The following is a 23,569-nucleotide window of genomic DNA, read 5'->3' as shown; positions in this document are numbered from 1 at the left end:
GCGGCGGGGCTCAGTACTTGGGCCCTACATGGGTGTCCAGCAGGGCGACGCAGCCCTTCTTGGCGACGGAGATGTTGTACGGGACTCCGTTGCGGGTGCAGCGGGTCCAGTCGATACCGAGCTTGTCCAGCGTGTCGGTGTACAGCTTCCGGATGTCGTCGGAGACGTTGGTGAAGAAGTACCGGGGATATTCGTAGCGCTTGCGTTCACCGGCTACGAGCCGAGTGGTCCAGTTGGTGATGCGGCAGCCGTCGGAGTGAATGAGGCCACGGATGAACTCCCAGGGGTGCGCGTCGACGATTTCCTGCTGCCAGGGTTCCAGTGCAATACGACGGTCGTGCTTCCTGCCGGGGCCGTGCTGAGGGAAGAGCGCGGGCCAGTGCCGGCTGTAGCTCGTGACCGACGTGCAACCCTGCTTCTGCACGAGGTAGACGCCGACGGCGGGTCGCACCTTCTTGATGGCGTCGCGACACAGCTCGATGAGCCCTGGCCATGCGTCAGCGCAGGCGATGCGCAAGTAGTAACCGCTGCGCGGATGAGCGCTGACGCAGCCGTCGCCGAGATAGAGGCCCAGTAGGTAGGCGTACGCCAGTGCGTCGGCAGGTGGTCCGGGATCTTCAGGCGCCATACGCGGCAGCGGTTCCAGGCGGCTCTGCCAGGAGCGGATCGCGGCTCTGGAGATGCCCGTTTCCCGGCTCACCGAATTCAGGCTGCGGCCTTGCGAGACCAGAGCGAGTGCTCGCCTGCGCGTGCTGACGTCGTACATGCGTCCACTCTGTGAGAGTGATCGCGACGACACGCGGCGAAAAGCGGATGTTCACGAGAAGGTGAACATCCGCTTCTGAATTGCGACCATGGAATCTAAGGAAAGTGCCCCGGGTCGGACTCGAACCGACACTGTATGGGTTTTGAATCCATTGCCTGCTGCCAATTGGGCTACCGGGGCTCGAAGAATCAAAGGTTTGCGCTGACCCTCCGGGCACCTACCTTACCGCAGCTGGGTAGGCTCTTGTCAGCTGCACCCGTGCCCTGCAACAAGGAGCTTCAGTGACCGCCCCCGAGTCGCCCCAGCCCGTGGACGCGCCCGACGACGATCAGTCGCACGTGCCTCCGCTGACGACCCGTGTCGTCATCGCCGAGGACGAGGCCCTTATCCGGCTCGATCTCAAGGAGATGCTGGAGGAGGAGGGCTACAGCGTCGTCGGTGAGGCCGGTGACGGTGAGCGGGCCGTCGAGCTCGCTCGCGAGCACCGGCCGGATCTCGTAATCCTCGATGTGAAGATGCCGAAGCTGGACGGCATCTCGGCGGCCGAGAAGATCGCCGAGGAGCGGATCGCCCCGGTGCTGATGCTGACCGCCTTCTCGCAGCGCGACCTGGTCGAGCGTGCCCGGGACGCGGGTGCGATGGCGTACCTGGTGAAGCCGTTCAGCAAGAGTGATGTCGTTCCGGCGATCGAGATGGCCGTCTCGCGGTTCACGGAGCTGAAGGAGCTGGAGAAGGAGGTCGCCGACCTCACGCTGCGTCTGGAGACGCGGAAGCTGGTCGACCGGGCGAAGTCCATTCTGCAGACGGAGTACGGCCTGTCCGAGCCGGCCGCTTTCCGGTGGATCCAGAAGACCTCCATGGACCGCCGCATGTCGATGCAGCAGGTCGCCGAGGCGGTCATCCAGGACGCCGATGAGAAGAAGGCGTCCAAGGACTGAGTCGGCGTGAGTCGTACGAAGAGGCCCGCGTCCCCGGTCGTCCGGGGCGCGGGCCTCTTCGTGTGGCGCTCGCGGCAGGCGCTCAGTCCTCGCCGAGGTAGGCCTTGCGGACCGACTCGTCGTGGAGGAGGTCCTGGCCCGTTCCGGACAGGACGATGTTGCCGACCTCCATGACGTGGCCCTGGTCGGCGAGCGACAGTGCCGCCTGGGCGTTCTGCTCGACGAGCAGGATCGTGGTGCCCTGGGACTTGAGCTCGACGATGGTCGACATGATCTTCTGCATCATGATCGGGGAGAGGCCCATGGAGGGTTCGTCGAGCATGAGCAGTTTCGGCTGGGACATGAGTGCGCGGCCCATGGCCAGCATCTGCTGCTCGCCGCCGGAGAGCGTTCCCGCGGCCTGCTTGCGGCGTTCCCCGAGGATGGGGAAGAGGTCGTAGGCGCGCTGGATGTCCTTTTCGATGCCTTCTTTGTCCTTGCGCAGGAAGGCTCCGAGCTGGAGGTTCTCGGTGATCGTCAGGCGGGGGAAGATGTGCCGGCCCTCGGGGGAGTGGGCGAGGCCGAGGGCGACGATCTTGTGTGCGGGGACGTTCCTGAGTGGCTTGCCCTCGAAGAGGATGCGGCCGTTGCTGGGCTTGTGGAGCCCGGAGAGGGTGCGCAGGGTGGTGGTCTTGCCTGCGCCGTTGGTGCCGATGAGGGTGACGATCTGGCCGGCCTCGACGGTGAAGGAGATGCCCTTGACGGCTTCGATCTTGCCGTAGGCGACCTTGAGGTCCTCGACCTCGAGCAGTGCGGTCACTGGGCGCTCCCTTCCTTGCTGGTGGTGCTCTGCGCTCCGGTGCCGGTCTCGGCTGCCTCGACCTCGGCGACTTCCTCGTCGCCGGGTGCGCCTTCGAAGGGGGTGCCGAGGTAGGCGGCGACGACGCGTTCGTCGCCCTGGACGACGTCGGAGGTGCCTTCGACGAGTTTTTCGCCCTGGACGAGGCAGGCGACGCGGTCGCACAGGTTGAAGATGAAGCGCATGTCGTGCTCGATGACGAGGACGGCGATGCCCTGGTCGCGGATGGCGAAGACGAGTTCTTCGGTGGCCCGCGTCTCCTGGGGGTTCATGCCGGCGGTGGGCTCGTCGAGGAGGAGGAGTCCGGGGTCGCTGGCGAGGGCTCGGGCGATTTCGAGCTTGCGCTGCTCGCCGTAGGGGAGGTTGCGGGCGAGGTGGTCGGCCTTGTGGGCGAGGCCGATGAACTCGAGGAGTTCCATGGCGCGTTCGCGGGAGGCGGTTTCGGCCTTGCGGAAGCCGGGGCCGCGCAGGAGGGCGGACCAGAGGCCTTCCTTGGTGCGGGTGTGGCGGCCGACGAGGACGTTTTCCAGGACGGTCATGTTGGCGAAGAGCCGGATGTTCTGGAAGGTGCGGGCGATGCCGGCGTTGGTGACGAGGTGCGGTTTGGGCGGCAGGACGGTGCCCTTGTAGGAGACCTTGCCTTCGGTGGGGATGTAGAGGCCGGTGAGGCAGTTGAAGAAGGTGGTCTTGCCCGCGCCGTTGGGTCCGATGAGGCCGACGATCTCGCCGCTGTTGACGGTGAGGTCGACGCTGCGTACGGCGGTGAGGCCGCCGAAGCGCATGGTGACGCCGCTGGCTTCGAGGACGGGGCTGGTGGCCGTGGTGGTGGTCATGGTGGTCACGCCCCTGCCTTGGTGGCGCCGACGGTGGTGTCGGGAAGGCTCTGATCGGGGATGTCGGGTTCTTCGGCTTCGTGGAATTCGAGCTGGCGGCGCCGGTTGGCGATGATGCCTTCGGGGCGGAAGCGCATGAGGATGACGAGCGCGAGGCCGAAGGCGAAGAGCTGGTACTCCTTGAGGAAGCTGAGCTTCTCGGGCAGGAGGTAGAGGAGTGTGGCGCCGAGGATGGGGCCGCCCACGGTGCCCATGCCGCCGAGGACGACCGCGGCGAGGAGGAAGGCGGAGTTCGGGGGCACGGAGCCGGCGAACTGGTAGGGGGCGGGGTTGACGCTGTAGCCGACGTGGGCGCTGACGGTGCCGGCGAGGCCGGCGAGGGAGGCGCCGAGGGCGAAGGCGATGAGCTTGACGCGGAAGCCGTTGATGCCCATGGCGGTCGCGGCGGTCTCGTCCTCGCGGATGGCGATCCAGGAGCGGCCGATGCGGGAGTCGGCGGCCCGGGTGAAGACGAGGACGACGATGGCGGTGATGATCAGCATCAGCAGCAGGTAGTTGGCGAATCGGCCGATGGTGACGGAGCCGATGTCGTGGGTGCTGCCGAAGTTGAAGCCGAAGATCTCCAGGTCGGGGATCATCGAGATGCCGTTGGGCCCGTTGGTGAGGTTGGGTCCGGAGGAGCCGTCGAGGTTGTTGACGGAGATGCGGAAGATCTCTCCGAAGCCGAGGGTGACGATGGCGAGGTAGTCGCCGCGCAGTCGCAGGGTCGGGGCGCCGATGAGGACGCCGAAGACGAGCGACGCGGCCATGCCGGTGAGCATGGCGGCCCAGAAGGGGAACTGGACGCCGGAGAAGCGGGAGAACTCGGAGCCGGAGACGAGGGCGGCGGCGTAGGCGCCGACGCCGAGGAAGGCGACGTATCCGAGGTCGAGGAGTCCGGTGAGGCCGACGACGATGTTGAGGCCGAGGGCGACGGTGGCGACGACGAGGATGTTCACGCCGAGGTTGGCGTTGTGCTCGTTGTTCTCGACGAAGGGGAAGAGCGCGGCGGCGAGGAAGGCCATGGAGGTGGCGAATCCCTTGTGCCGGGCGTTGAGGGCGGAGAACCGGTCGGTGAGGCCGGCGGTGATGAGTGCCCAGGTGCCGAAGACGACGAGCAGGAGGTAGCCGAGGAACGTTTCGCTGGCGTCGGGGTCGACGCCGACGCCGTAGGCGAAGACGATCAGGCCGAGGGCGGTGGCCGCGGTGACGACGAGGCGTTCGGCCCAGGCGGGGATGCGGCCGGCCGGGGGGATGTTGTCCGGCTTGCTGATCCAGGCCTTGAAGGTGTCGCCGGGGCTGGGCAGCGCGAGGGCGCCGAGGAGGGCGACGAGGGAGGAGACGATGGCGACGTAGGCGCCGGGGTCGAGGTTGGCGAGGCCTCCGAGGTCGACCGCGATGGCGATGGCGCTGAACCAGGTGACGGCGAAGGCGGAGGCGGCGGCGAGGAACACGGGGGCGGTGGCGCCGGCCGGGTTGAGCCAGGTCAGGCCGCGGATGTTCCAGCGGGTGAGGGCGTAGAGCAGGGTGAGTACGCCGGCGACGAGGGCGAGGATCTGGAGTCCGGCGGGGGAGCCGTAGTAGGTGAGGTCTCCGGGGAAGTCGGAGGTCCAGGTCCAGGACATGTAGGCGCTGGCGATGGTGCCGATGGCGCCGAGGGCGACGAGGACGCGCGCGGCGGACTGGGGCAGCGGGATGAGGCCGCGCGGGGTGTCCGGCGTGGTGGGCGTGGTCTGGGTGGTGGTCGTCATGGTCATCACGCCCTGTCCGCGACGCGTTCGCCGACGAGGCCCTGTGGCCTGAAGAGCAGTACGAGGATGAGCAGGACGAAGGCCCAGACGGAGGACCAGCCGCCGCCGCCGAGCTGCTGCATGCCGGGGATCTCGTCGATGTAGGAGGTGGCCAGGGTTTCGGCGAGGCCGAGGACGAGGCCGCCGATCATGGCGCCGTAGATGTTGCCGATGCCGCCGAGGACGGCGGCGGTGAAGGCCTTGAGGCCCATCTGGAAGCCCATGTCGTACTTGATCTGTCCGAGGCGCAGGCCGTAGGCGACGGCGGCGACGGCGGCGAAGAAGCCGCCGATGGCGAAGGCGACCACGATGATGCGGTTGGTGTCGATGCCCATGAGCTGGGCGGTGTCCGGGTCCTGGGCGGTGGCCTGCATGGCGCGGCCGGTGCGGGAGAGGCGGACGAAGAAGGCGAGGGCCGCCATGCACACGGGGGCGGCGATGATGACGAAGAGGGAGCCGCTGCTGATGCTGATGGAGCCGAGGTGCCAGGGGCCGGCGTCGATCTGCGGGAATTTGCGGTCGGTCTTGGCGTCCGGGTACCAGTTGAAGACGGCCTGCTGGAGTGCGAGGGAGAGGCCGATCGCGGTGATGAGGGGTGCCAGGCGTGGGGCGCCGCGTAGGGGCCGGTAGGCGAAGCGTTCCGCCCCGACGGCGATGAGGACGGAGACGAGTCCGCCGCCTATGAGCATCGCCGGGAGGGCTATCCACATGGATGTGCCGTCGGGCAGGACGTAGAGATAGACCGTGAGCGCGCCGAAGCCGCCGGTCATGAAGATCTCGCCATGGGCGAAGTTGATGAGCTGGACGATGCCGTACACCATCGTGTAGCCGATGGCGATCAGCCCGTACATCGAGCCGAGGAACAGCCCGTTGGCCAGCTGCTGCGGCAGGGTGTTCACCGCATGGCCTCCATGTGGTGGGGAGTGAGCAAGGGGCGTGGAACGGGCCGCGCGGTGACGTGTGGTCGGCCGCGCGGCCCTGGGGTGGTGCTAGCGGCAGTTCGGGACTGGCTCGATCAGCCGTTGAACGTGCCGCTCTTGACGGCCTTCCACTTGCCGTTGGTGACCTGGTAGACGGTCAGCTGCTTGTTGGTGGTGTCGCCGTACTGGTCGAAGGCGACGGGGCCTGCGACGCCGTTGAACTTGGTCTTGCCGACCTCGTCGACGATCTTGGCGCGGGCGTCGGAGGGGACCTTGCCGTCCTTCACGACGTTGCCGATGGCCTTGATGATGGCGGTGGCGGCGTCGTAGGAGTAGCCGCCGTAGGTGCCGTAGTCGCCCTTCAGGCCGGCCGCCTTGTACTTCTTGATGAAGTCCTGGGCGGAGGCGAGGGTGTCGACGGGCTGGCCGACGGAGGTGGCCAGGTCGCCCTCGGAGGTCTTGCCCGCGGTCTGGATGTAGGTGTCGCTGAACATGCCGTCGCCGCCGAAGAGCGGGATCTTGGCGCCGCCGTCCTTGAGCTGCTTGGTGAGCTTCTCGGACTCGTCGTACTGGCCGCCGTAGTAGACCAGGTCGGCCTTGGAGTTCTTGATCTTGGTGACGAGGGCGGAGAAGTCGGTGTCGCCGGTGTTGACGTGGTCGGTGCCCACGACCTTGCCGCCCGCCTTGGTGAAGCCGGCGGTGAACAGCTTGGCCAGGCCCGCGCCGTAGGTCTGCTTGTCGTCGACGACGAAGACGTTCTTCTTCTTCAGCGTGTTGTAGGCGTAGTCGGCCGCGAAGCCGCCCTGGAGGGCGTCGGTGGTGGCGGTACGGAAGTAGGTCTTGAAGGGGCGGACCTTCTTCGTCTGCCAGTTCTTGCCCTGAGTGAGCTCGGGGGCGGTGTTGGACGGCGAGATCTCGACCAGGTTGGCGGTGGCGAAGACCTGCTGCATCTGGGTGGCGACGCCCGAGTTCAGCGGGCCCACGACGCCGAGCACCTTGTCGTTGTTGACGAGCTGGGTGGCGTTCTGCTGACCGCTGGCGGGGATGGCCTTGTCGTCGAGCGCCTGGACCTTGAAGGTCACGCCGGGCACGAGGTTTTTCTTGTTGGCGTCGTCGACGGCCACCTGGACGCCACCCTGGATACCGAGTCCGGTGGCGGAGTTCTGACCGGTCAGTGGTGCGTCGACACCAATGATGACCTCGGTCTTCTTGCTGCCGCTGTCCCCACCCTTGTTGTTGTCACGCGATCCGCAGGCGGTCAGCGTGAGAGCGCCCGTGGTGAGTACGGAGGTGAGTATGACCAAAGAACGGTGTCGCACGATGAATCCTCTCCCTGGCGCCGGCCGCCCTGCTGGGCTGCCGTGTGTCTCGCCGGGCCGTACTGGGTGGTGCTGACCGTGCTGCAGACGCGCCCGGCGGCGCGGTGACTGGGCGTGACTCTAAGCCTGTCTGTCAGCCAGCGGCATCGCTGTGGGCTGGCTTGTGACTTTCTTGTTATGACGTGCCGGTAGATGAGCTTGTGTGAAGGTCGCTCTCGGCTGGATTGGCGAGAACACGTCGGGTCCACATCGTGAGAACCCGCACTTCCCGTCGGACGCGGGGCGAGGGGAGTGCCCGAGTGGCGTCACAGGCCGTGTGAAGGAGGCCGGAGAGGTCGCGGGAGTAGCGGTTGCCGAAGATGAAACTGTAATGCTGTATTGCGTGTTTGTTACGCAGCGTTACGTCCAGGAAGGGCAGGTTGACGTTGACCGGGAGCGCGCCGCAGTCGGTCACGGTGATCCGCACGGTGATCCGGTGGGCGCTTCCGGCGCGCACGGTGAACGACGTCGGAGGCGTGGTGCGGGTGCGCAGGCCGCCGGGGGCGGCGTTGATGTGGGAGACGGTGACGGGGGGTCCGTCGTGCACGGACACCTCGAAGTGGAAGTCCCTGGTGGGTCCTGCGCCGGGATTGTCTGCAACGCCGGTGTAGCGGAAGGCGGTTGTGACGGCGGGCCAGGGCTGCGCCGGCTCCTGCGGCTTGTGGCCGGAGGGTGTGGGGGGCAGGAGCCACAGGGCCGCGGCGGCGAGTGCGGTCACGGCTGCCGTGAGTGCCGTGGCGCGGACGCGGGGTGGCAGTCGGCGCCAACGGTCGCTCGGGCGGGGGGAGTCGGAGCCGATGACGTCGGGTGGCGGCGCGTCCCGGTGGGGACCGGGGGCGTGACCGGGGCGCGCCTCGACGGGTTCGACCGGTTCGGCGGGGCCGACGGGTTCGACGGGGCCGACGCCGCTCATGACCGCAGCCTCATGAGGAAACGGTAGGTGAGGGCGCCGGGGGCCGGAAGGCGCCGGTGCCCTCAGGTGTGGACGCCGCCGCTCGGGACGGCGTCCCGCAGCAGGCAGGTCAGCCGCGCGGTGCACACGCGCCGGTCCTGCTCGTCGCTGATCACTATCTCGTACGTCGCTGTCGACCGGCCCCGGTGCACGGGGGTGGCGACTCCGGTGACCAGGCCGGAGCGCACGCCCCGGTGGTGGGTGCAGTTGAGGTCGACGCCGACGGCGATCTTGGAGCTGCCGCCGTGCAGCATCGAGCCGACGGAGCCGAGGGTCTCGGCCAGTACGGCGGAGGCGCCGCCGTGCAGCAGGCCGTAGGGCTGGGTGTTGCCCTCGACCGGCATGGTGCCCACGACGCGGTCCGCGGAGGCCTCGAGGATCTCCACGCCCATACGGGTGCCGAGGTGCCCGGCGGAGAACAGGGCCGGGAGGTCGATGCCGAGTGCGGCGTACTCGTCGACGACCTCCTGCGGGAACGTCACCTGCTGCTGCTCGCCCATGGGCCCTGCTCCGTTCGTCCTGATCACGCGTCCACCTGGCTGAGCAAACGCTCAGTCGGTGGCCGATTGTTCCAGACGTACGACCACGGACTTGCTGGCCGGGGTGTTGCTGGTGTCCGCGGTGGCGTCCAGCGGCACCAGGACGTTGGTCTCCGGGTAGTAGGCGGCGGCGCAGCCGCGGGCCGTCGGGTAGTGCACGACCCGGAAGCCGTTCGCCCGGCGCTCCACGCCGTCCTTCCACTCGCTCACCAGGTCCACGTACGACCCCTCGGCGGCCCCGAGCGCGCGGGCGTCGTCGGGGTTGACCAGGACGACCCGGCGGCCGTTCCTGATGCCGCGGTAGCGGTCGTCGAGGCCGTAGATCGTGGTGTTGTACTGGTCGTGCGAGCGCAGTGTCTGCAACAGCAGGCGGCCCTCGGGCAGTTCGGGGTACTCCACGGGCGCCGCCGTGAAGTTGGCCTTGCCGGTCTTCGTGGGGAAGCGGCGCTCGTCGCGCGGGGCGTGGGGGAGGGCGAAGCCTCCAGGGCGACCAGCAGAACCAGTCACGCGCGCGTTGAAGTCCTCGAAGCCGGGGACCACGCGCGCGATGCGGTCGCGGATGGTGGCGTAGTCCTTCTCGAACTCCTCCCACGGCACCGTGCTCTCCTCGCCCAGCACGCGGCGTGCCAGGCGGCAGACGATGGCCGGCTCGGACAGCAGGTGCCTGCTCGCCGGGTCCAGGCGGCCGCGGGAGGCGTGCACCATGCCCATGGAGTCCTCGACCGTCACGAACTGCTCGCCGCTGCCCTGCAGATCGCGCTCGGTGCGGCCCAGCGTCGGCAGGATCAGGGCACGCGCGCCCGTGACCGCGTGCGAGCGGTTGAGCTTCGTCGACACGTGCACCGTCAGCCGGGCGCGCCGCATGGCCGCCTCGGTGACGTCCGTGTCGGGCGAGGCGGACACGAAGTTGCCGCCCATGGCGAAGAACAGCTTCGCCTCGCCGTCGCGCAGGGCGCGGATCGCCCGGACCACGTCGAAGCCGTGCTCGCGCGGCGGAGCGAAGCCGAACTCCCGCTCCAGGGCGTCCAGGAAGACGGGCGCCGGACGCTCGAAGATGCCCATCGTGCGGTCGCCCTGCACGTTCGAGTGACCGCGCACCGGGCACACGCCCGCGCCCGGACGGCCGATGTTGCCGCGCAGCAGAAGGAAGTTGACGATCTCGCGGATGGTCGGCACGGAGTGCTTGTGCTGGGTCAGGCCCATCGCCCAGCAGACGATGGTGCGCTTGGAGGCGAGGACCATGCCGAGGGCATGCTCGATCTCCGCACGCGTGAGACCGGTCGCCGCCAGCGTCTCGTCCCAGTCGGCGGCCTTCGCGGCGGCCGCGAACTCCTCGTAGCCATGGGTGTGTTCGCGGACGAACGCCTCGTCGACCGCCCCGTCCGCCTCCAGGATCAGCTTGTTGAGGAGGCGGAAGAGGGCCTGGTCGCCGCCGATGCGGATCTGCAGGAACAGGTCGGTGAGCGCGGCGCCCTTGAGCATGCCCTGCGCGGTCTGCGGGTTCTTGAAGCGCTCCAGGCCCGCCTCGGGCAGCGGGTTGACGCTGACGATCCTCGCGCCGCCCGCCTTGGCCTTCTCCAGGGCGGAAAGCATCCGCGGGTGGTTCGTGCCCGGGTTCTGGCCGGCGACGATGATCAGGTCGGCCTTGTAGAGGTCCTCCAGCAGGACGCTGCCCTTGCCGATGCCGATCGTCTCCGAGAGCGCCGAACCGGACGACTCGTGGCACATGTTGGAGCAGTCGGGCAGGTTGTTCGTGCCCAACTGGCGGGCGAACAACTGGTAGAGGAACGCCGCCTCGTTGCTGGTGCGTCCCGAGGTGTAGAAGACCGCCTCGTTCGGGGAGTCAAGCGCGGCGATCTCCTCGGCGACGATGTCGAAGGCGCGCTCCCAGGTCACCGGCTCGTAGTGGTCTGCCCCTTCGGGGAGGTACATGGGGTGCGTCAGCCGGCCCTGCTGCCCCAGCCAGTAACCGCTGCGGGTGGCGAGATCGGCGACGGAGTGCGCGGCGAAGAACTCCGGGGTGACCCGGCGCAGGGTGGCCTCCTCGGCCACGGCCTTCGCGCCGTTCTCGCAGAACTCCGCCGTGTGCCGGTGCTCCGGCTCCGGCCAGGCACAGCCCGGGCAGTCGAAGCCGTCCTTCTGGTTGACGCGCAGCAGGGTCAGCGCGGTGCGCCGCACGCCCATCTGCTGCTGGGCGACGCGCAGGGTGTGACCGATGGCGGGCAGCCCCGCCGCGGCATGTTTCGGTCCGGCGACCTGCGGTGCGTCCTGTACCGGATCGCTCTGGGGTGGCTTCGTCGCCATCGCGCACTCTCCTTCACCTGCACATGCGAGGTACCAGGTCGATCCTCGCACGCGGCGGCGACAGCGAGGGCGGGCGGGCGCGGGGATGAGGGGGTGGGGGCGGGGGAGTAAGCGCGGGGGTTGCGCGGGGATGAGGGTGCGGGGGCGAGGGCGACGGGCGTGTGATCGCGAGGGCGTCGGGCCTGCGGTGGCGAGGGCGTGGGGCGTGCGCAGATGAGTGTGTCGGGCGTGTGATCGCGAGGGCGCCGGGGCGCGATGGCGTGGGCGTCGGGTGGGCGTGGATGGGGGCGTCGGGTGTGCGGAGGGCCGAGTGTCAGTGGTACGTGGCAGGATCGGGGGCGTGGCAGAGAAAGCATCGAAGAAGACCGAGACGACCGCCGACGGCGCGCGACCCCGCCTGATGCTCATGGACGGGCACTCGCTGGCCTATCGCGCGTTCTTCGCGCTGCCCGCGGAGAACTTCACCACCGCGACAGGACAGCCGACGAACGCGATCTACGGCTTCGCGTCGATGCTCGCCAACACCCTGCGCGACGAGGAGCCCACGCACTTCGCGGTGGCCTTCGACGTCTCCCGCAAGACCTGGCGCTCCGAGGAGTTCACGGAGTACAAGGCGAACCGCTCCAAGACCCCGGACGAGTTCAAGGGCCAGGTCGAGCTGATCGGCGAGCTCCTCGACGCCATGCACGCGTCGCGGTTCGCGGTCCCCGGCTTCGAGGCCGACGACATCATCGCCACCCTCGCCACCCAGGCCGAGGCGGCCGGCTTCGAGGTCCTCATCGTCACCGGTGACCGCGACTCCTTCCAGCTGGTCAGCGAGCACACGACGGTGCTGTACCCGACGAAGGGCGTCTCCGAGCTCACCCGCTTCACCCCGGAGAAGGTCTTCGAGAAGTACGGCCTGACGCCCGCGCAGTACCCCGACTTCGCCGCCCTGCGCGGCGACCCGTCCGACAACCTTCCCGGCATCCCCGGGGTGGGCGAGAAGACCGCCGCGAAGTGGATCAACCAGTTCGGTTCGTTCGCGGAGCTGGTCGAGCGCGTAGAGGAGGTCAAGGGCAAGGCCGGGCAGAATCTGCGCGACCACCTGGAGAGCGTCAAGCTCAACCGCCGCCTCACCGAGCTGGAGCGCAACGTCGAGCTGCCCAAGTCCGTCGCCGACCTCGCGCGCGAGCCGTACGACCGCAAGGCCGTCTCGCTGGTCCTGGACACCCTGGAGATCAGGAACCCCTCCCTGCGCGAGCGGCTCTTCGGTGTGGACCCCGGCGCCGAGGAGGCCGAGGTCACGCCGATCGCGACCGACGGCGTGGAGCTGGACGGCGCGGTGCTCGGCACGGGCGAGCTGGCCCCGTGGCTCGCGGAGCACGGCGGCGAACCGCTGGGCGTCGCCACCGTCGACACCTGGGCGCTCGGCACCGGCTCGGTCGCCGAGGTCGCCCTCGCCGCCGCCGACGGAGCGGCCGGCTGGTTCGACCCCTCGCAGCTGAACGAGGCCGACGAGAAGGCGTTCGCCGCCTGGCTCGCCGACGCCGGCCGGCCGAAGGTCTTCCACAACGCCAAGAGCGCGATGCGGGTCTTCGCCGAGCACGGCTGGAGCATCGCCGGGGTCCGCATGGACACCGCGCTCGCCGCCTACCTCGTCAAGCCGGGCCGCCGCTCCTTCGACCTGGACGCGCTGTCCCTGGAATACCTGCACCGCGAGCTGACCCCCGCCGCCACGGCCGACGGCCAGCTCGCCTTCGGCACGGACGACGGCGCCGAGGCCGAGGCCCTGATGGTCCAGGCCCGCACGGTGCTCGACCTGGGCGAGGCCTTCGAGGGCCGCCTCGCGGAGGTCGGCGCCGCGGACCTCCTGCGGGACATGGAGCTGCCGACGTCCGCCCTGCTGGCCCGCATGGAGCGGCACGGCATCGCGGCCGACCGGGCCCACCTGGAGGCCATGGAGCAGATGTTCGCGGGCGCCGTCCAGCAGGCGGTGAAGGAGGCGCACGCGGCGGCGGGGCACGAGTTCAACCTGGGCTCGCCCAAGCAGCTGCAGGAGGTCCTGTTCGGCGAGCTGGCGCTGCCCAAAACCAAGAAGACCAAGACCGGTTACACCACGGACGCCGACGCCCTGGCCTGGCTCGCCGCCCAGACGGACAACGAACTGCCGGTGATCATGCTCCGCCACCGCGAGCAGGCGAAGCTGCGGGTCACGGTCGAGGGCCTGATCAAGACGATCGCGGCGGACGGCCGTATCCACACGACGTTCAACCAGACGGTGGCCGCGACGGGCCGGCTGTCCTCCACGGACCCGAACCTGCAGAACATCCCCGTCCGCACCGACGAGGGCCGGGCCATCCGCCGCGGATTCGTCGTCGGGGAGGGCTTCGAGTCCCTGATGACGGCCGACTACAGCCAGATCGAACTGCGCGTGATGGCGCACCTCTCCGAGGACGAGGGCCTGATCGAGGCGTTCGTCTCCGGGGAGGACCTGCACACCACGGCGGCATCGCAGGTGTTCGCGGTGGAACCCGCCGCGGTGGACGCGGAGATGCGCCGCAAGATCAAGGCCATGTCGTACGGCCTGGCCTACGGGCTGTCGGCGTTCGGCCTGTCCCAGCAGCTGAACATCGAGGCGGCGGAGGCGCGCGGCCTGATGGACGCCTACTTCGAGCGCTTCGGCGGCGTCCGGGACTATCTGCGCCGGGCCGTCGACGAGGCCCGGGCCACGGGATACACGGCGACCCTGTTCGGCCGCCGCCGCTATCTCCCCGACCTCAACAGCGACAACCGCCAGCGCCGCGAGGCGGCCGAGCGCATGGCCCTGAACGCACCCATCCAGGGCACCGCCGCGGACATCGTCAAGATCGCCATGCTCAAGGTCGACGGCGCCCTCCGCGAGGCCGGCCTCACCTCCCGCATGCTCCTCCAGGTCCACGACGAAATCGTCCTGGAGATCGCCCCCGGCGAACGCGCGACCGCCGAGGAGATCGTCCGCCGCGAAATGTCCGACGCCGTCCACCTGAACGTCCCCCTGGGCGTCTCGGTGGGAGTGGGGACCGACTGGGAGTCGGCGGCGCACTAGGAGTGGCCTTCGGCGGGTGCGCCGGGCTCCGGCGGCGGGGCGGGGCTCCGGGTCGGCGGGAGAGCTGGGTTTCAGCCCAGGGGCCCTCCGGCCGGGGGCACGTCGTGCTCGCCGGTGCGAGCAGTGCCCTTCACCCTGCCGGGAGGGCTGCGGCAGCTTCACGCCGCGCCAGTCCGACCCGCACCCCCCGCTGCCCAAGCCCCGCAGGGCCCGTCACTCACGTGGCCCCCGCAAAGGCGCCGCTCGCTCGCGGGCTGTACAGGATGCGGGCATGGGTATACGCATGCTCAACCGCCGGCCGGCGAGAGCGCAGGCGAGTGCCGAGGCGGCGCCCGTGGTGGCGCCCGCGTCCGTGCCGGCCTTCGCAGCCCGCGCAAGCACCGCCCGCATCCCCACCGACCTGAAGGTCGTCCTGCGCCGCACGGCGGCGGATCTACGGCGCCGACTGCGCCGGCTCACCACGGGCACCGGAGAGCTGCCCACCTGGCGACTGTGGGCCGGGCTCGGCCGCAGCCAAGTGACCGCGCTCGTGCGCCGTGTGCGCCGCAGCCGCTCCGCACGCTCCATCACCGTCTTCGTGGTGAGCGCGAACGGCCTCACCGACCGGCCGGACGGCCCCGCCCCGCGCTGACCGGCTCCGGCCACTCGGCGCCCGTCGCCCTGCCAATCTGCCCGGGTGATCACTTCGGTCCCGTATGCGCGCCTTACCCGCAGGCCAACCGCACATGGCCAACCGGTGAAAACCGGGCACGAACAACTCCCCGCGCAAAGGAAGTTGCCGTAGGGTCGCCTGGGTCACCGTGCCGGGACGCACGGTGGAACAGGAGAGCGAGAAGAACAAGAAGAAAAAAGACAGAAGTCGACGGAGTACGAGCGCAACCCGATCGCCGGGTCGACCGTCACAACAGGGGCGAGCACGCACGCTCGACAGAGGCAGCTCGACAGAAGCAGTGCGACAGAGACAGACGGACGCTTCCGCGTCCACGGGAGGGGTTCACTCTATGGCGGCGCAATTCGGCAGGAGGCTGTGCAAGGGGGCGGCGACCGCCGCCGTCGCGGCGGCCGCGGTGGCGGCCCTGTCCGCATCCCAGGCTCCGGGAGTCACTGCCGACGACCACGGCAGACGGACCGCCTCCGACGCGCAGCCCTCTCCCGAGGCGACCGCCACCGGCGAAGGCGGCGCGACCGGCAACTCGCCGTACTACACGGACCTTCCGCCGCTCAACAGCCCGAGCCCCTCCCCGTCCGCGAGCACCGGCCCCGTCACCCCGGGCGCCGCCGGGGACGGCATCCCCGCGACCGTGCTCGACGCCTACAAGAAGGCCGCGGCCGAGCTGAGCTCCGCCAAGCCGGGCTGCAATCTGCCCTGGCAACTGCTCGCCGCGATCGGCAAGGTCGAGTCCGGTCAGGCCCGCGGCGGCCGCGTCGACGCCGAGGGCACCACGCTCTCCCCGATCCTCGGCCCGCAGCTCGACGGCAACGGCTTCGCGCTGATCAAGGACACCGACGGCGGCAGGTACGACGGCAACAGCCACTACGACCAGGCCGTCGGCCCCATGCAGTTCATCCCCTCCACCTGGGCGTGGGCGGGCCGCGACGGCAACAACGACGGCGTCAAGGACCCCAACAACGTCTACGACGCCGCCCTCGCCGCCGGCCACTACCTGTGCCGCGACGACCGGGACTTGTCCGAGCAGGCCGGGCTCAACAGCGCGATCCTCAGCTACAACAACTCGCAGGACTATCTGAACCTCGTCCTGTCGTGGCTGGAGTACTACCGCAACGGCACGCACGAGATCCCGGACGGCACCGGCGCGATCCCCTCGCACCGCAGCGACGGCAACGCCGGCGGCAGCACGAGCCCGAAGCCGGCCACCAGCACGAAGCCGCCGAAGACCCCGCACGGCAACGACGGTTCGAGCCCCAAGCCGCCGTCGAACACTCCGGGTACGCCGGACGCACCCGGCAGCTCCTCGCCGACGCCGACGCCCACCGACACCGTCGACCACCTGGCGAACTCGGGCACCGGCCCGCTCACCGCGATGGCCGGCGACGCGTTCACGGAGAAGATCGGCGCCAAGGCCGTGACCAAGGCCGGCAAGGCCGTCGCCAAGGTCCGTATCCGCTTCACCGTCGTCGGCGACACCGACACCACCTTCACCGGCGGCGAGAAGGTCGCCACGGTCGTCACCAACGACACCGGCGTGGCGATCGCCCCCGCCCTGCAGGCGGGCGAGAAGACCGGCGACCTCACCGTTCACGCCACCGTCGTGGACCGCTCGATCAAGGGCATCGACTACGCGGCCACCGTCACCGAGCGCGCCGCCGACACCCTCGTGCGCACCAGCGACACCGCGCTGACCTGCACCCCGGGCGGCGAGTTCGCCGACCAGGTCGAGGTGAAGGCCACCTACAGGGGCGCCGTCGCGGACGGCGTCGGGGCCACCGCCACCCTCATCAAGTCCAAGCTCGACGCGAGCGAGATCGACAAGGGCCCCTACTTCAAGGACGCGGACGGCAAGACCGTACGCACCCTGAAGGACCTCAAGACGGACGCCAAGGGTCTGCTGAAGCTGCCCAAGCTGTACGCCGACGACACCACCGGCACCTTCCTGCTGCGCATCACCACGGCGGGTGGCGCGAACCTCGACGTCCAGCTGACCGTGGCAGCCGCCGATTCCTCGGCGAGCCCGTCGCCCAGCACGTCGCCGAGCCCCACCGCGTAGGCACGCCACGACGAGGGCGCCCCTCCGCTTCGGCGGGCGGGGCGCCCTCGTCCGTGTGCGACGTGTTCTCATCTCGGCCACCCGTTGCTACGGTGCCGGACCTGACGATGTATCAGTTCCAGTCCGCCGGGAGGCAGGCATGCGCGCCCTGATCGCCGCCGCGACCGGTCTCGTCGTCGCCGTCGCCCTGATCCTCACCATCACCGCGATGGGTTCGCCGTCGGGCAGCACCTCTCCGAAACCCCTGCTGACGACGGTGCCCACCCACCCCTGACCGCCCGCCCGGGAGGGAGGCCGAGATGCGCCGCAAGGCCAGTCTGGTCCTGCTCGCCTTCGCCGTGTTCTTCGCGGCCCTGTCCCCGCTGCTGCGCTACTACGCCTTCCCGCGGCTGGCCAAGATCCCGGCCGACCAGTACCAGGACATGGTGCTGGTGGCGAAGGACGCGACCCTGCTCGACTACGGCACCATGAAGGCGCGGAAAGTCCCACAGGTCACCATCGTGCAGACCCTCAAGGGCAACGTGGAGGCCTCGAAGCGGATCGAGAGGACGGCAGGCCGGGACGTCGTCGTCTGGGACGGCCTGTCCTACGTCCAGGGCCCCGACGGCAAGATGGTCTCCCGGATCCCCGAGCGCTACATCTTCGACGCGCACAGCCAGGACCCGGTCCACGCCACCGGCGAGATGGTCGACGGCGACCCGGTGAAGCGGAACGGCATCGAGTTCAAGTGGCCCTTCCTGACGCAGAAGAGGGACTACGAGTACTTCGACGCCCAGACCCGCACCACCAACCCCATCCACTACAAGGGGACGCAGAACTTCCGCGGCCTGAAGGTCTACTACTTCGAGCAGACCGTCCCCTGGACCAAAGTCCCCTTCCCCAAGACCATGCCCGTCAAGGGCATCACCCCCGAGTCCGTCGCCAGGACCGGCACCACCCGCTGGTACACCACGGTCCGCAGGTTCTGGGTCGAGCCCGTCACCGGAGCGCCCGTCTACGGCGAGGAGATCCACAAGGAGGAGCTGCGCGGCGGCACCCTGCTCGGCGGCCGCGACAAGGTGACCGCGTTCGCGGGGCACGTGAAGATGCGCGAGGACTACATCGAGCACACCGTGAACCTGGTCAAGTCCAACCGCACCCTCGTCCTGCTGCTGACGTCGTACCTGCCCTGGGGCTTTCTGATCCTCGGCATTCTGCTGCTCGCCCTCTCCCTCTGGCTGGAGGCCCGCAGCCGCGGCCCGGCCGACCCGGAACCGGCCGAGTCCGCGGCCCCGGAACCGGTCAGCGCCTGACCGCCGCTGCCCGAACCGTCAGCGCCTGAGCCGCGCGTTGGTGTACCGCGTCGGCTCGGCGGTGGCCGGGTCCTCGGGCCACGGATGCTTTGGATACCGGCCGCGCAGCTCCGCCCGTACGCCCCTGTATCCGTCCTTCCAGAAGGAGGCCAGGTCGGCGGTGACGGCGGCCGGGCGGCCGGCGGGGGAGAGCAGGTGCACGAGCAGCGGCACGCCCGCGACGGCCGGCGACTCGTGCAGCCCGAACATCTCCTGCAACTTCACGGCGAGCACGGGCTGTTCGGGATTGCCGTAGTCGATCCGGATCCGGGAACCGCTCGGAACGGCCATGCGCTCCGGAGCCAGCTCGTCGAGCCGTGTCGCCTCCCCGGTCGCCCACGGCAGCAGCCTGCCGAGCGCCTGTCCGGCGTCGATCCGCGCGAGGTCGCCGCGCCGCCGGGCCCGGCTCAGCTCGGGTTCCAGCCATTCGTCCACGCGCGCGTGCAGCGCGTCGTCGGACACGTCGGGCCAGGGCGCGCCGAGATGCAGCCGCAGAAAGGCCAGCCGCTGTCGCAGTACGACGGCGTCGGCCGACCACCGCAGCAGCCCGAACCCCTCCTGCCGCAGCCCCTCCAGCAGCGCCTCGCGTACGAGCCCGGGGTCGGCGTCCGTCAGGGGCCGCGCCGCCAGCTCGATCGCTCCGAGCCGCTCCACCCGGCGCGCCACGACGTCCCCGCCCGCCCAGTGGACCTCCTGGACCTCGGAGTACAGCGAGGCCGCCGCCGAGCGGGCCATGTCCTCGTCCACCACGGCCGCCAGCTGCACGCGCGCGTGCCCCTTGCCGACGGGACGGTCGGCTACGGCCACCGCGATCCAGGGGGCGCCACGCAGCGGACTGCCGTCACGGAGTTCGGCCCGGGTGCCGGACACCATCAGATAGGAGCCGCCGTCGGCCTTCGCGAGGCGCTCCGGGAAGGCGAGGGCGGCGACGAGCCCCGCGGTGCGGTCGTCCGCCGCCGGCGTGCCCTTCTCGCCCGACGTGAGCCGCCGTACTTCCGTCCGCCACCGCGTCGCATAGGCGTCACCGCCTCGCCGGGCCGTGCGCAGCGCGGTCGCCAGATCGTCCCCGTACTCCCGCGGCGCCTCCTCGGACAGCAGCGCGACCACCTCGGCGCCCCGGCCGGACGTGTCCAGCAGCGCCCGCCCGAGCCGCGGATGCAGACCCAGCCGGGCAAGCTCCGCTCCCCGTTCGGTGGCCCGCCCGGCGGAGTCCACCGCCCCGATGGCGGCCAGCACGCCGCGTGCCGCCGCCATCGCACCACCGGGCGGCGGATCCAGCAGCGCGAGGCCTGAGGCGTCGGGCGCGCCCCAGCACGCCGTCTGCAGCGCGAACGCCGTCAGATCGGCCACCTTGATCTCCGGCGAAGGGAAGCGCGGCAGCCGGGTGTCCTCGGCCTCGGCCCAGCACCGGTACACCGCCCCCGGCGCCTCACGCCCGGCCCGCCCCGCCCGCTGCCGTCCGGCCGCCTGCGAGGCCCGCACCGTCGTCAGCGCGCTCAGCCCGCGCGCGTGGTCGACCCGGGGTTCGCGCGCGAGCCCCGAGTCGACGACCACCCGCACCCCCGGAACCGTCAGCGAGGACTCCGCGACCGAGGTGGCCAGGACCACCCGGCGGCGTTCGCTCGGCGCCAGCACCGCGTCCTGCACGGCCGCCGGTGCGCGGCCGTGCACCTGAAGGACGTCGACGTCTCCGAGGCCCCCCAGCTGCCCGGCCACCCGCGCGATCTCACCCACGCCCGGCAGGAAGCACAGGACGTCCCCGTCCCGCTCGGCCAGTGCCCGCCGCACCGTCGACGCCACATGGGACAGGAGCGCGGGATCCACGCGCATGCCGTGCGGCGGCCGTACGGGACGCACCGGAGGCGCCCACACCACCTCGACGGGGTGGGAGACGCCCTGCGCCTCGACCACCGGCGCGCCGCCCAGCAGCCGCGCCCAGCCCTCGGCGTCGGTGGTCGCGGAGGCGGCCACCAGTCGCAGCTCGGGCCGCAGCGTCTCGCGCACGTCCCACAGGAAGGCGGCGGCGGTGTCGGCGTCCAGGTGCCGCTCGTGGCACTCGTCGAGCACCACCACGTCGACGCCCGCCAGCTCCTGGTCCCGCTGGAGCCGCTGCAGCAGCACACCGGTCGTGACGACCTCCACGCGCGCGTGCCGCCCGACCACGCGCTCGCCGCGCACGGTGTACCCGACGCTCTCGCCGGTCCTCTCGCCGAGCAGCCACGCCATCCGCCGCGCGGCGGCGCGCGCGGCGATACGGCGCGGCTCGGCGACGACCACGCGCCGCGCCGGGCCGTCACCGATCAGCCCGGCCAGCTCCAGCGGCACCAGCGTCGTCTTGCCGGTGCCGGGAGGCGCCACCAGCACGGCCGTGCCGTGCCCCTCCAGTGCCTCGTCCAGAGCGGGCAGGGCGCCGCGTACGGGCAGCGCGTCCAGGGCGTCGTAGCGGATCACATGCTCAGTCTCGTACGCACACGAAGATCGCCGTGCCGGGGATCAGATTCCCGCGCAGCGGCGACCAGCCGCCCCACTCCGAGGTGTTCCACACCGGCCACTCCGGCTCGACCAGGTCGACGAGGCGGAAGCCCCCGGCGACCACGTCGCGCACCCGGTCGCCGATCGTCCGGTGGTGCTCGACGTAGACCGCGCGGCCCTCGTCGTCCTGCTCGACGTACGGCGTGCGGTCGAAATAGGAGGCGGAGACGCTCAGCCCCTCCGGTCCGGGCTCGTCCGGGAAGGCCCAGCGGATCGGATGGGTCACCGAGAAGACGAAGCGGCCGCCCGGGCGCAGCACCCGGTGCACCTCCTTCAGCACCAGCACCGGATCGGCGACGAACGGCAGCGCGCCGTACGCCGAGCAGGCCAGGTCGAAGGAGTCGTCCGCGAACGGCAGCGCGCCCGCGTCGGCGCATACAAGGGGGACAGGCCCGCCGATGCGCAGCGCGTGCTGCAGCTGGCGGTGCGAGATGTCGAGGGCGACCGGGCGGGCGCCCTGGCCGGCCAGCCAGCGCGAGCACTGGGCGGCGCCTGCGCCGATCTCCAGGACGTCCTTGCCCTTCAGCTCCTCCGGCGGGCCGAGCAGCTCCGCCTCCACCTCGTCGAGGCCCTCGGGACCCCACACGAAACGGTCGTCCCCCAGGAACGTGCCGTGCTCGACCTGGTACTCATCGGCGTTCCGGTCCCACCAGCCCCGGTTGGCCCGGGCGCTTTCCGCGACGTCCGCCGTGCGCCGGGTCGCTTCGGGTTCGAACGCTTCGGCCTCTTGGATGATCGGCTCCCTCGTCGTACTCTTCCGTCACCCTCACGGTGGCGTCCACCCGTTCGGCGGTGTCACAGAAGGGGTGTCGCAGGCCTGCGTGGCCTCCGGAGACTGTTCTTGTGCCGGGTATGGGGCGATCCGCCCCGGGTGTGCGCGTTCGTGCGTTGACCCTGTCCGGCTGCCCCCGTATGCTACAAGTTGCGCTGCGGGCCTGCGCACCTCAGACGTAGCAGGCTGCGCTCGCATCTGTTGTATGTCCCCTCGGTTCTCGAGGCGCCGTCACCGTTGTCCGGTGGGGCGCTTCCTTGGCTGTCCGGCTTCTTCAGAGCGATACGGGCTCCCGGCGTAGCAGTACCTACGACTCAATGTCCGTACCGGAGCCCTTTCCCACATGACGAGCAGCACCGAGACCACCGCCACCACCCCGCAGGTTGCGGTCAACGACATCGGTAACGAGGAAGCCTTCCTCGCCGCGATCGACGAGACGATCAAGTACTTCAACGACGGCGACATCGTCGACGGCGTCATCGTGAAGGTCGACCGGGACGAGGTCCTGCTCGACATCGGTTACAAGACCGAAGGTGTCATCCCGAGCCGAGAGCTCTCGATCAAGCACGACGTCGACCCGAACGAGGTCGTCGCCGTCGGCGACGAGATCGAGGCCCTGGTCCTCCAGAAGGAGGACAAGGAAGGCCGCCTGATCCTCTCGAAGAAGCGCGCCCAGTACGAGCGTGCCTGGGGCACCATCGAGAAGATCAAGGAAGAGGACGGCATCGTCACCGGTACCGTCATCGAGGTCGTCAAGGGTGGTCTCATCCTCGACATCGGCCTCCGTGGCTTCCTCCCGGCCTCCCTGGTCGAGATGCGCCGCGTTCGCGACCTCCAGCCCTACGTGGGCAAGGAGCTCGAGGCCAAGATCATCGAGCTGGACAAGAACCGCAACAACGTGGTCCTGTCCCGCCGTGCCTGGCTGGAGCAGACCCAGTCCGAGGTCCGCCAGACCTTCCTCACGACCCTGCAGAAGGGTCAGGTCCGCTCCGGCGTGGTCTCCTCGATCGTCAACTTCGGTGCCTTCGTGGACCTGGGTGGCGTCGACGGTCTGGTCCACGTCTCCGAGCTCTCCTGGAAGCACATCGACCACCCCTCCGAGGTGGTCGAGGTCGGCCAGGAGGTCACGGTCGAGGTCCTCGACGTCGACATGGACCGCGAGCGTGTCTCCCTGTCGCTGAAGGCGACCCAGGAAGACCCGTGGCAGCAGTTCGCCCGCACCCACCAGATCGGCCAGGTCGTGCCCGGCAAGGTCACGAAGCTGGTTCCGTTCGGTGCGTTCGTCCGCGTGGACGAGGGCATCGAGGGTCTGGTCCACATCTCCGAGCTGGCCGAGCGCCACGTGGAGATCCCGGAGCAGGTCGTCCAGGTCAACGACGAGATCTTCGTCAAGGTCATCGACATCGACCTCGAGCGCCGCCGCATCAGCCTCTCGCTGAAGCAGGCCAACGAGGCCTTCGGTGCCGACCCGTCCACGGTCGAGTTCGACCCGACCCTGTACGGCATGGCCGCGTCCTACGACGACCAGGGCAACTACATCTACCCCGAGGGCTTCGACCCCGAGACCAACGACTGGCTCGAGGGCTACGAGACCCAGCGCGAGGCGTGGGAGCACCAGTACGCCGAGGCGCAGCAGCGCTTCGAGCAGCACCAGCAGCAGGTCATCAAGAGCCGCGAGGCCGACGCTGCCGCCGCTGCCGAGGGTGGCGACGCCGCGAGCGGTGCGGCTCCGGCCGCGTCCGGTGGTGGCGGTTCGTACTCCTCCGAGGGTGCGGACAACTCCGGCGCGCTGGCCTCGGACGAGGCGCTCGCCGCGCTGCGCGAGAAGCTGGCCGGCGGCCAGAGCTGAACGGCTGCCGCTGAG

Annotated in this window: 18 protein-coding genes and 1 tRNA gene; 7 read left to right on the top strand and 12 right to left on the bottom strand. The window is 70.0% G+C overall.

Annotation, left to right across the window (positions count from 1 at the left end):
* Positions 1-10: 10 nt before the first annotated feature.
* Both JYK17_RS22405 and JYK17_RS22400 read right to left on the bottom strand, forming a co-directional pair.
* Positions 11-766 (bottom strand): helix-turn-helix domain-containing protein, encoded by a 756-nt coding sequence (locus tag JYK17_RS22405; protein ID WP_222811052.1) that lies wholly within the window; start codon positions 764-766, stop codon positions 11-13.
* A gap of 105 nt (positions 767-871) precedes the next feature.
* A tRNA-Leu gene (locus tag JYK17_RS22400) sits at positions 872-946 on the bottom strand.
* Between the two features lie 101 nt (positions 947-1,047).
* Here JYK17_RS22400 and JYK17_RS22395 point away from each other — a divergent pair.
* Positions 1,048-1,704 (top strand): ANTAR domain-containing response regulator, encoded by a 657-nt coding sequence (locus tag JYK17_RS22395; RefSeq protein ID WP_108013466.1) that lies wholly within the window; start codon positions 1,048-1,050, stop codon positions 1,702-1,704.
* An 82-nt stretch (positions 1,705-1,786) separates the two neighbouring features.
* Here JYK17_RS22395 and JYK17_RS22390 read toward each other — a convergent pair whose 3' ends face one another.
* The 8 genes from JYK17_RS22390 to JYK17_RS22355 all read right to left on the bottom strand — a co-directional run bounded on the left by JYK17_RS22390 (position 1,787) and on the right by JYK17_RS22355 (position 11,277).
* Entirely contained in the window at positions 1,787-2,503 is a 717-nt protein-coding gene (locus tag JYK17_RS22390; RefSeq protein WP_108013467.1) for an ABC transporter ATP-binding protein, read from the bottom strand.
* Entirely contained in the window at positions 2,500-3,384 is an 885-nt protein-coding gene (locus JYK17_RS22385; protein ID WP_108013468.1) for an ABC transporter ATP-binding protein, read from the bottom strand. The genes JYK17_RS22390 and JYK17_RS22385 overlap by 4 nt, the downstream gene beginning before the upstream one ends.
* Positions 3,381-5,165, bottom strand: a complete 1,785-nt coding sequence (locus tag JYK17_RS22380; protein WP_181362521.1) for a branched-chain amino acid ABC transporter permease — start codon at positions 5,163-5,165, stop codon at positions 3,381-3,383. Before JYK17_RS22380 ends, JYK17_RS22385 begins: the two co-directional genes overlap by 4 nt.
* Before the next feature lie 5 nt (positions 5,166-5,170).
* Positions 5,171-6,103 (bottom strand): branched-chain amino acid ABC transporter permease, encoded by a 933-nt coding sequence (locus JYK17_RS22375; RefSeq protein WP_108013470.1) that lies wholly within the window; start codon positions 6,101-6,103, stop codon positions 5,171-5,173.
* 116 nt (positions 6,104-6,219) lie between these two features.
* Positions 6,220-7,443 carry a branched-chain amino acid ABC transporter substrate-binding protein gene (locus JYK17_RS22370; RefSeq protein WP_181362522.1) on the bottom strand — a complete coding sequence of 408 codons (1,224 nt, stop codon included), beginning with the start codon at positions 7,441-7,443 and terminating at the stop codon, positions 6,220-6,222.
* Between the two features lie 175 nt (positions 7,444-7,618).
* Positions 7,619-8,395 (bottom strand): hypothetical protein, encoded by a 777-nt coding sequence (locus JYK17_RS22365; protein ID WP_181362523.1) that lies wholly within the window; start codon positions 8,393-8,395, stop codon positions 7,619-7,621.
* Positions 8,396-8,457: 62 nt separating this feature from the next.
* On the bottom strand, positions 8,458-8,934 hold the full coding sequence (locus JYK17_RS22360) for a hotdog fold thioesterase (RefSeq protein ID WP_108013472.1): 477 nt from the start codon (positions 8,932-8,934) through the stop codon (positions 8,458-8,460).
* Between the two features lie 51 nt (positions 8,935-8,985).
* Positions 8,986-11,277 (bottom strand): FdhF/YdeP family oxidoreductase, encoded by a 2,292-nt coding sequence (locus JYK17_RS22355; protein ID WP_108013473.1) that lies wholly within the window; start codon positions 11,275-11,277, stop codon positions 8,986-8,988.
* A gap of 340 nt (positions 11,278-11,617) precedes the next feature.
* Here JYK17_RS22355 and polA point away from each other — a divergent pair, with 340 nt between their 5' ends.
* From polA to pgfA, 5 genes are all read left to right on the top strand, one after another.
* Positions 11,618-14,344, top strand: coding sequence for a DNA polymerase I (gene polA / locus JYK17_RS22350; RefSeq protein WP_108013474.1), 2,727 nt, complete (start codon positions 11,618-11,620; stop codon positions 14,342-14,344).
* A 271-nt stretch (positions 14,345-14,615) separates the two neighbouring features.
* Entirely contained in the window at positions 14,616-14,975 is a 360-nt protein-coding gene (locus tag JYK17_RS22345; RefSeq protein ID WP_108013475.1) for a hypothetical protein, read from the top strand.
* 370 nt (positions 14,976-15,345) lie between these two features.
* Positions 15,346-17,070, top strand: a complete 1,725-nt coding sequence (locus JYK17_RS22340; RefSeq protein ID WP_108013476.1) for a lytic transglycosylase domain-containing protein — start codon at positions 15,346-15,348, stop codon at positions 17,068-17,070.
* Positions 17,071-17,209: 139 nt separating this feature from the next.
* Positions 17,210-17,344, top strand: a complete 135-nt coding sequence (locus tag JYK17_RS22335) for an SPW_0924 family protein (RefSeq protein ID WP_108013477.1) — start codon at positions 17,210-17,212, stop codon at positions 17,342-17,344.
* Positions 17,345-17,369: 25 nt separating this feature from the next.
* A complete protein-coding gene (gene pgfA, locus JYK17_RS22330; RefSeq protein ID WP_108013478.1) occupies positions 17,370-18,362 on the top strand; it encodes a cell envelope lipid trafficking protein PgfA in 993 nt (330 codons plus the stop codon).
* A gap of 18 nt (positions 18,363-18,380) precedes the next feature.
* Here the strand turns inward: pgfA and hrpB are convergent, their stop codons facing one another.
* Positions 18,381-20,852, bottom strand: a complete 2,472-nt coding sequence (gene hrpB / locus JYK17_RS22325; protein ID WP_108013479.1) for an ATP-dependent helicase HrpB — start codon at positions 20,850-20,852, stop codon at positions 18,381-18,383.
* Between the two features lie 4 nt (positions 20,853-20,856).
* Positions 20,857-21,669 carry a class I SAM-dependent methyltransferase gene (locus JYK17_RS22320; protein ID WP_108013480.1) on the bottom strand — a complete coding sequence of 271 codons (813 nt, stop codon included), beginning with the start codon at positions 21,667-21,669 and terminating at the stop codon, positions 20,857-20,859.
* A gap of 379 nt (positions 21,670-22,048) precedes the next feature.
* On the opposite strand from JYK17_RS22320, the gene rpsA reads away from it, so the two are divergent.
* On the top strand, positions 22,049-23,554 hold the full coding sequence (gene rpsA, locus JYK17_RS22315; protein ID WP_128803352.1) for a 30S ribosomal protein S1: 1,506 nt from the start codon (positions 22,049-22,051) through the stop codon (positions 23,552-23,554).
* The last annotated feature ends 15 nt before the right edge of the window (positions 23,555-23,569 follow it).

This window comes from Streptomyces plumbidurans (genome assembly GCF_019857225.1).
Classification (GTDB): Bacteria; Actinomycetota; Actinomycetes; order Streptomycetales; family Streptomycetaceae; genus Streptomyces; species Streptomyces plumbidurans.
This window is presented reverse-complemented; position numbering and strand designations above follow the sequence as displayed.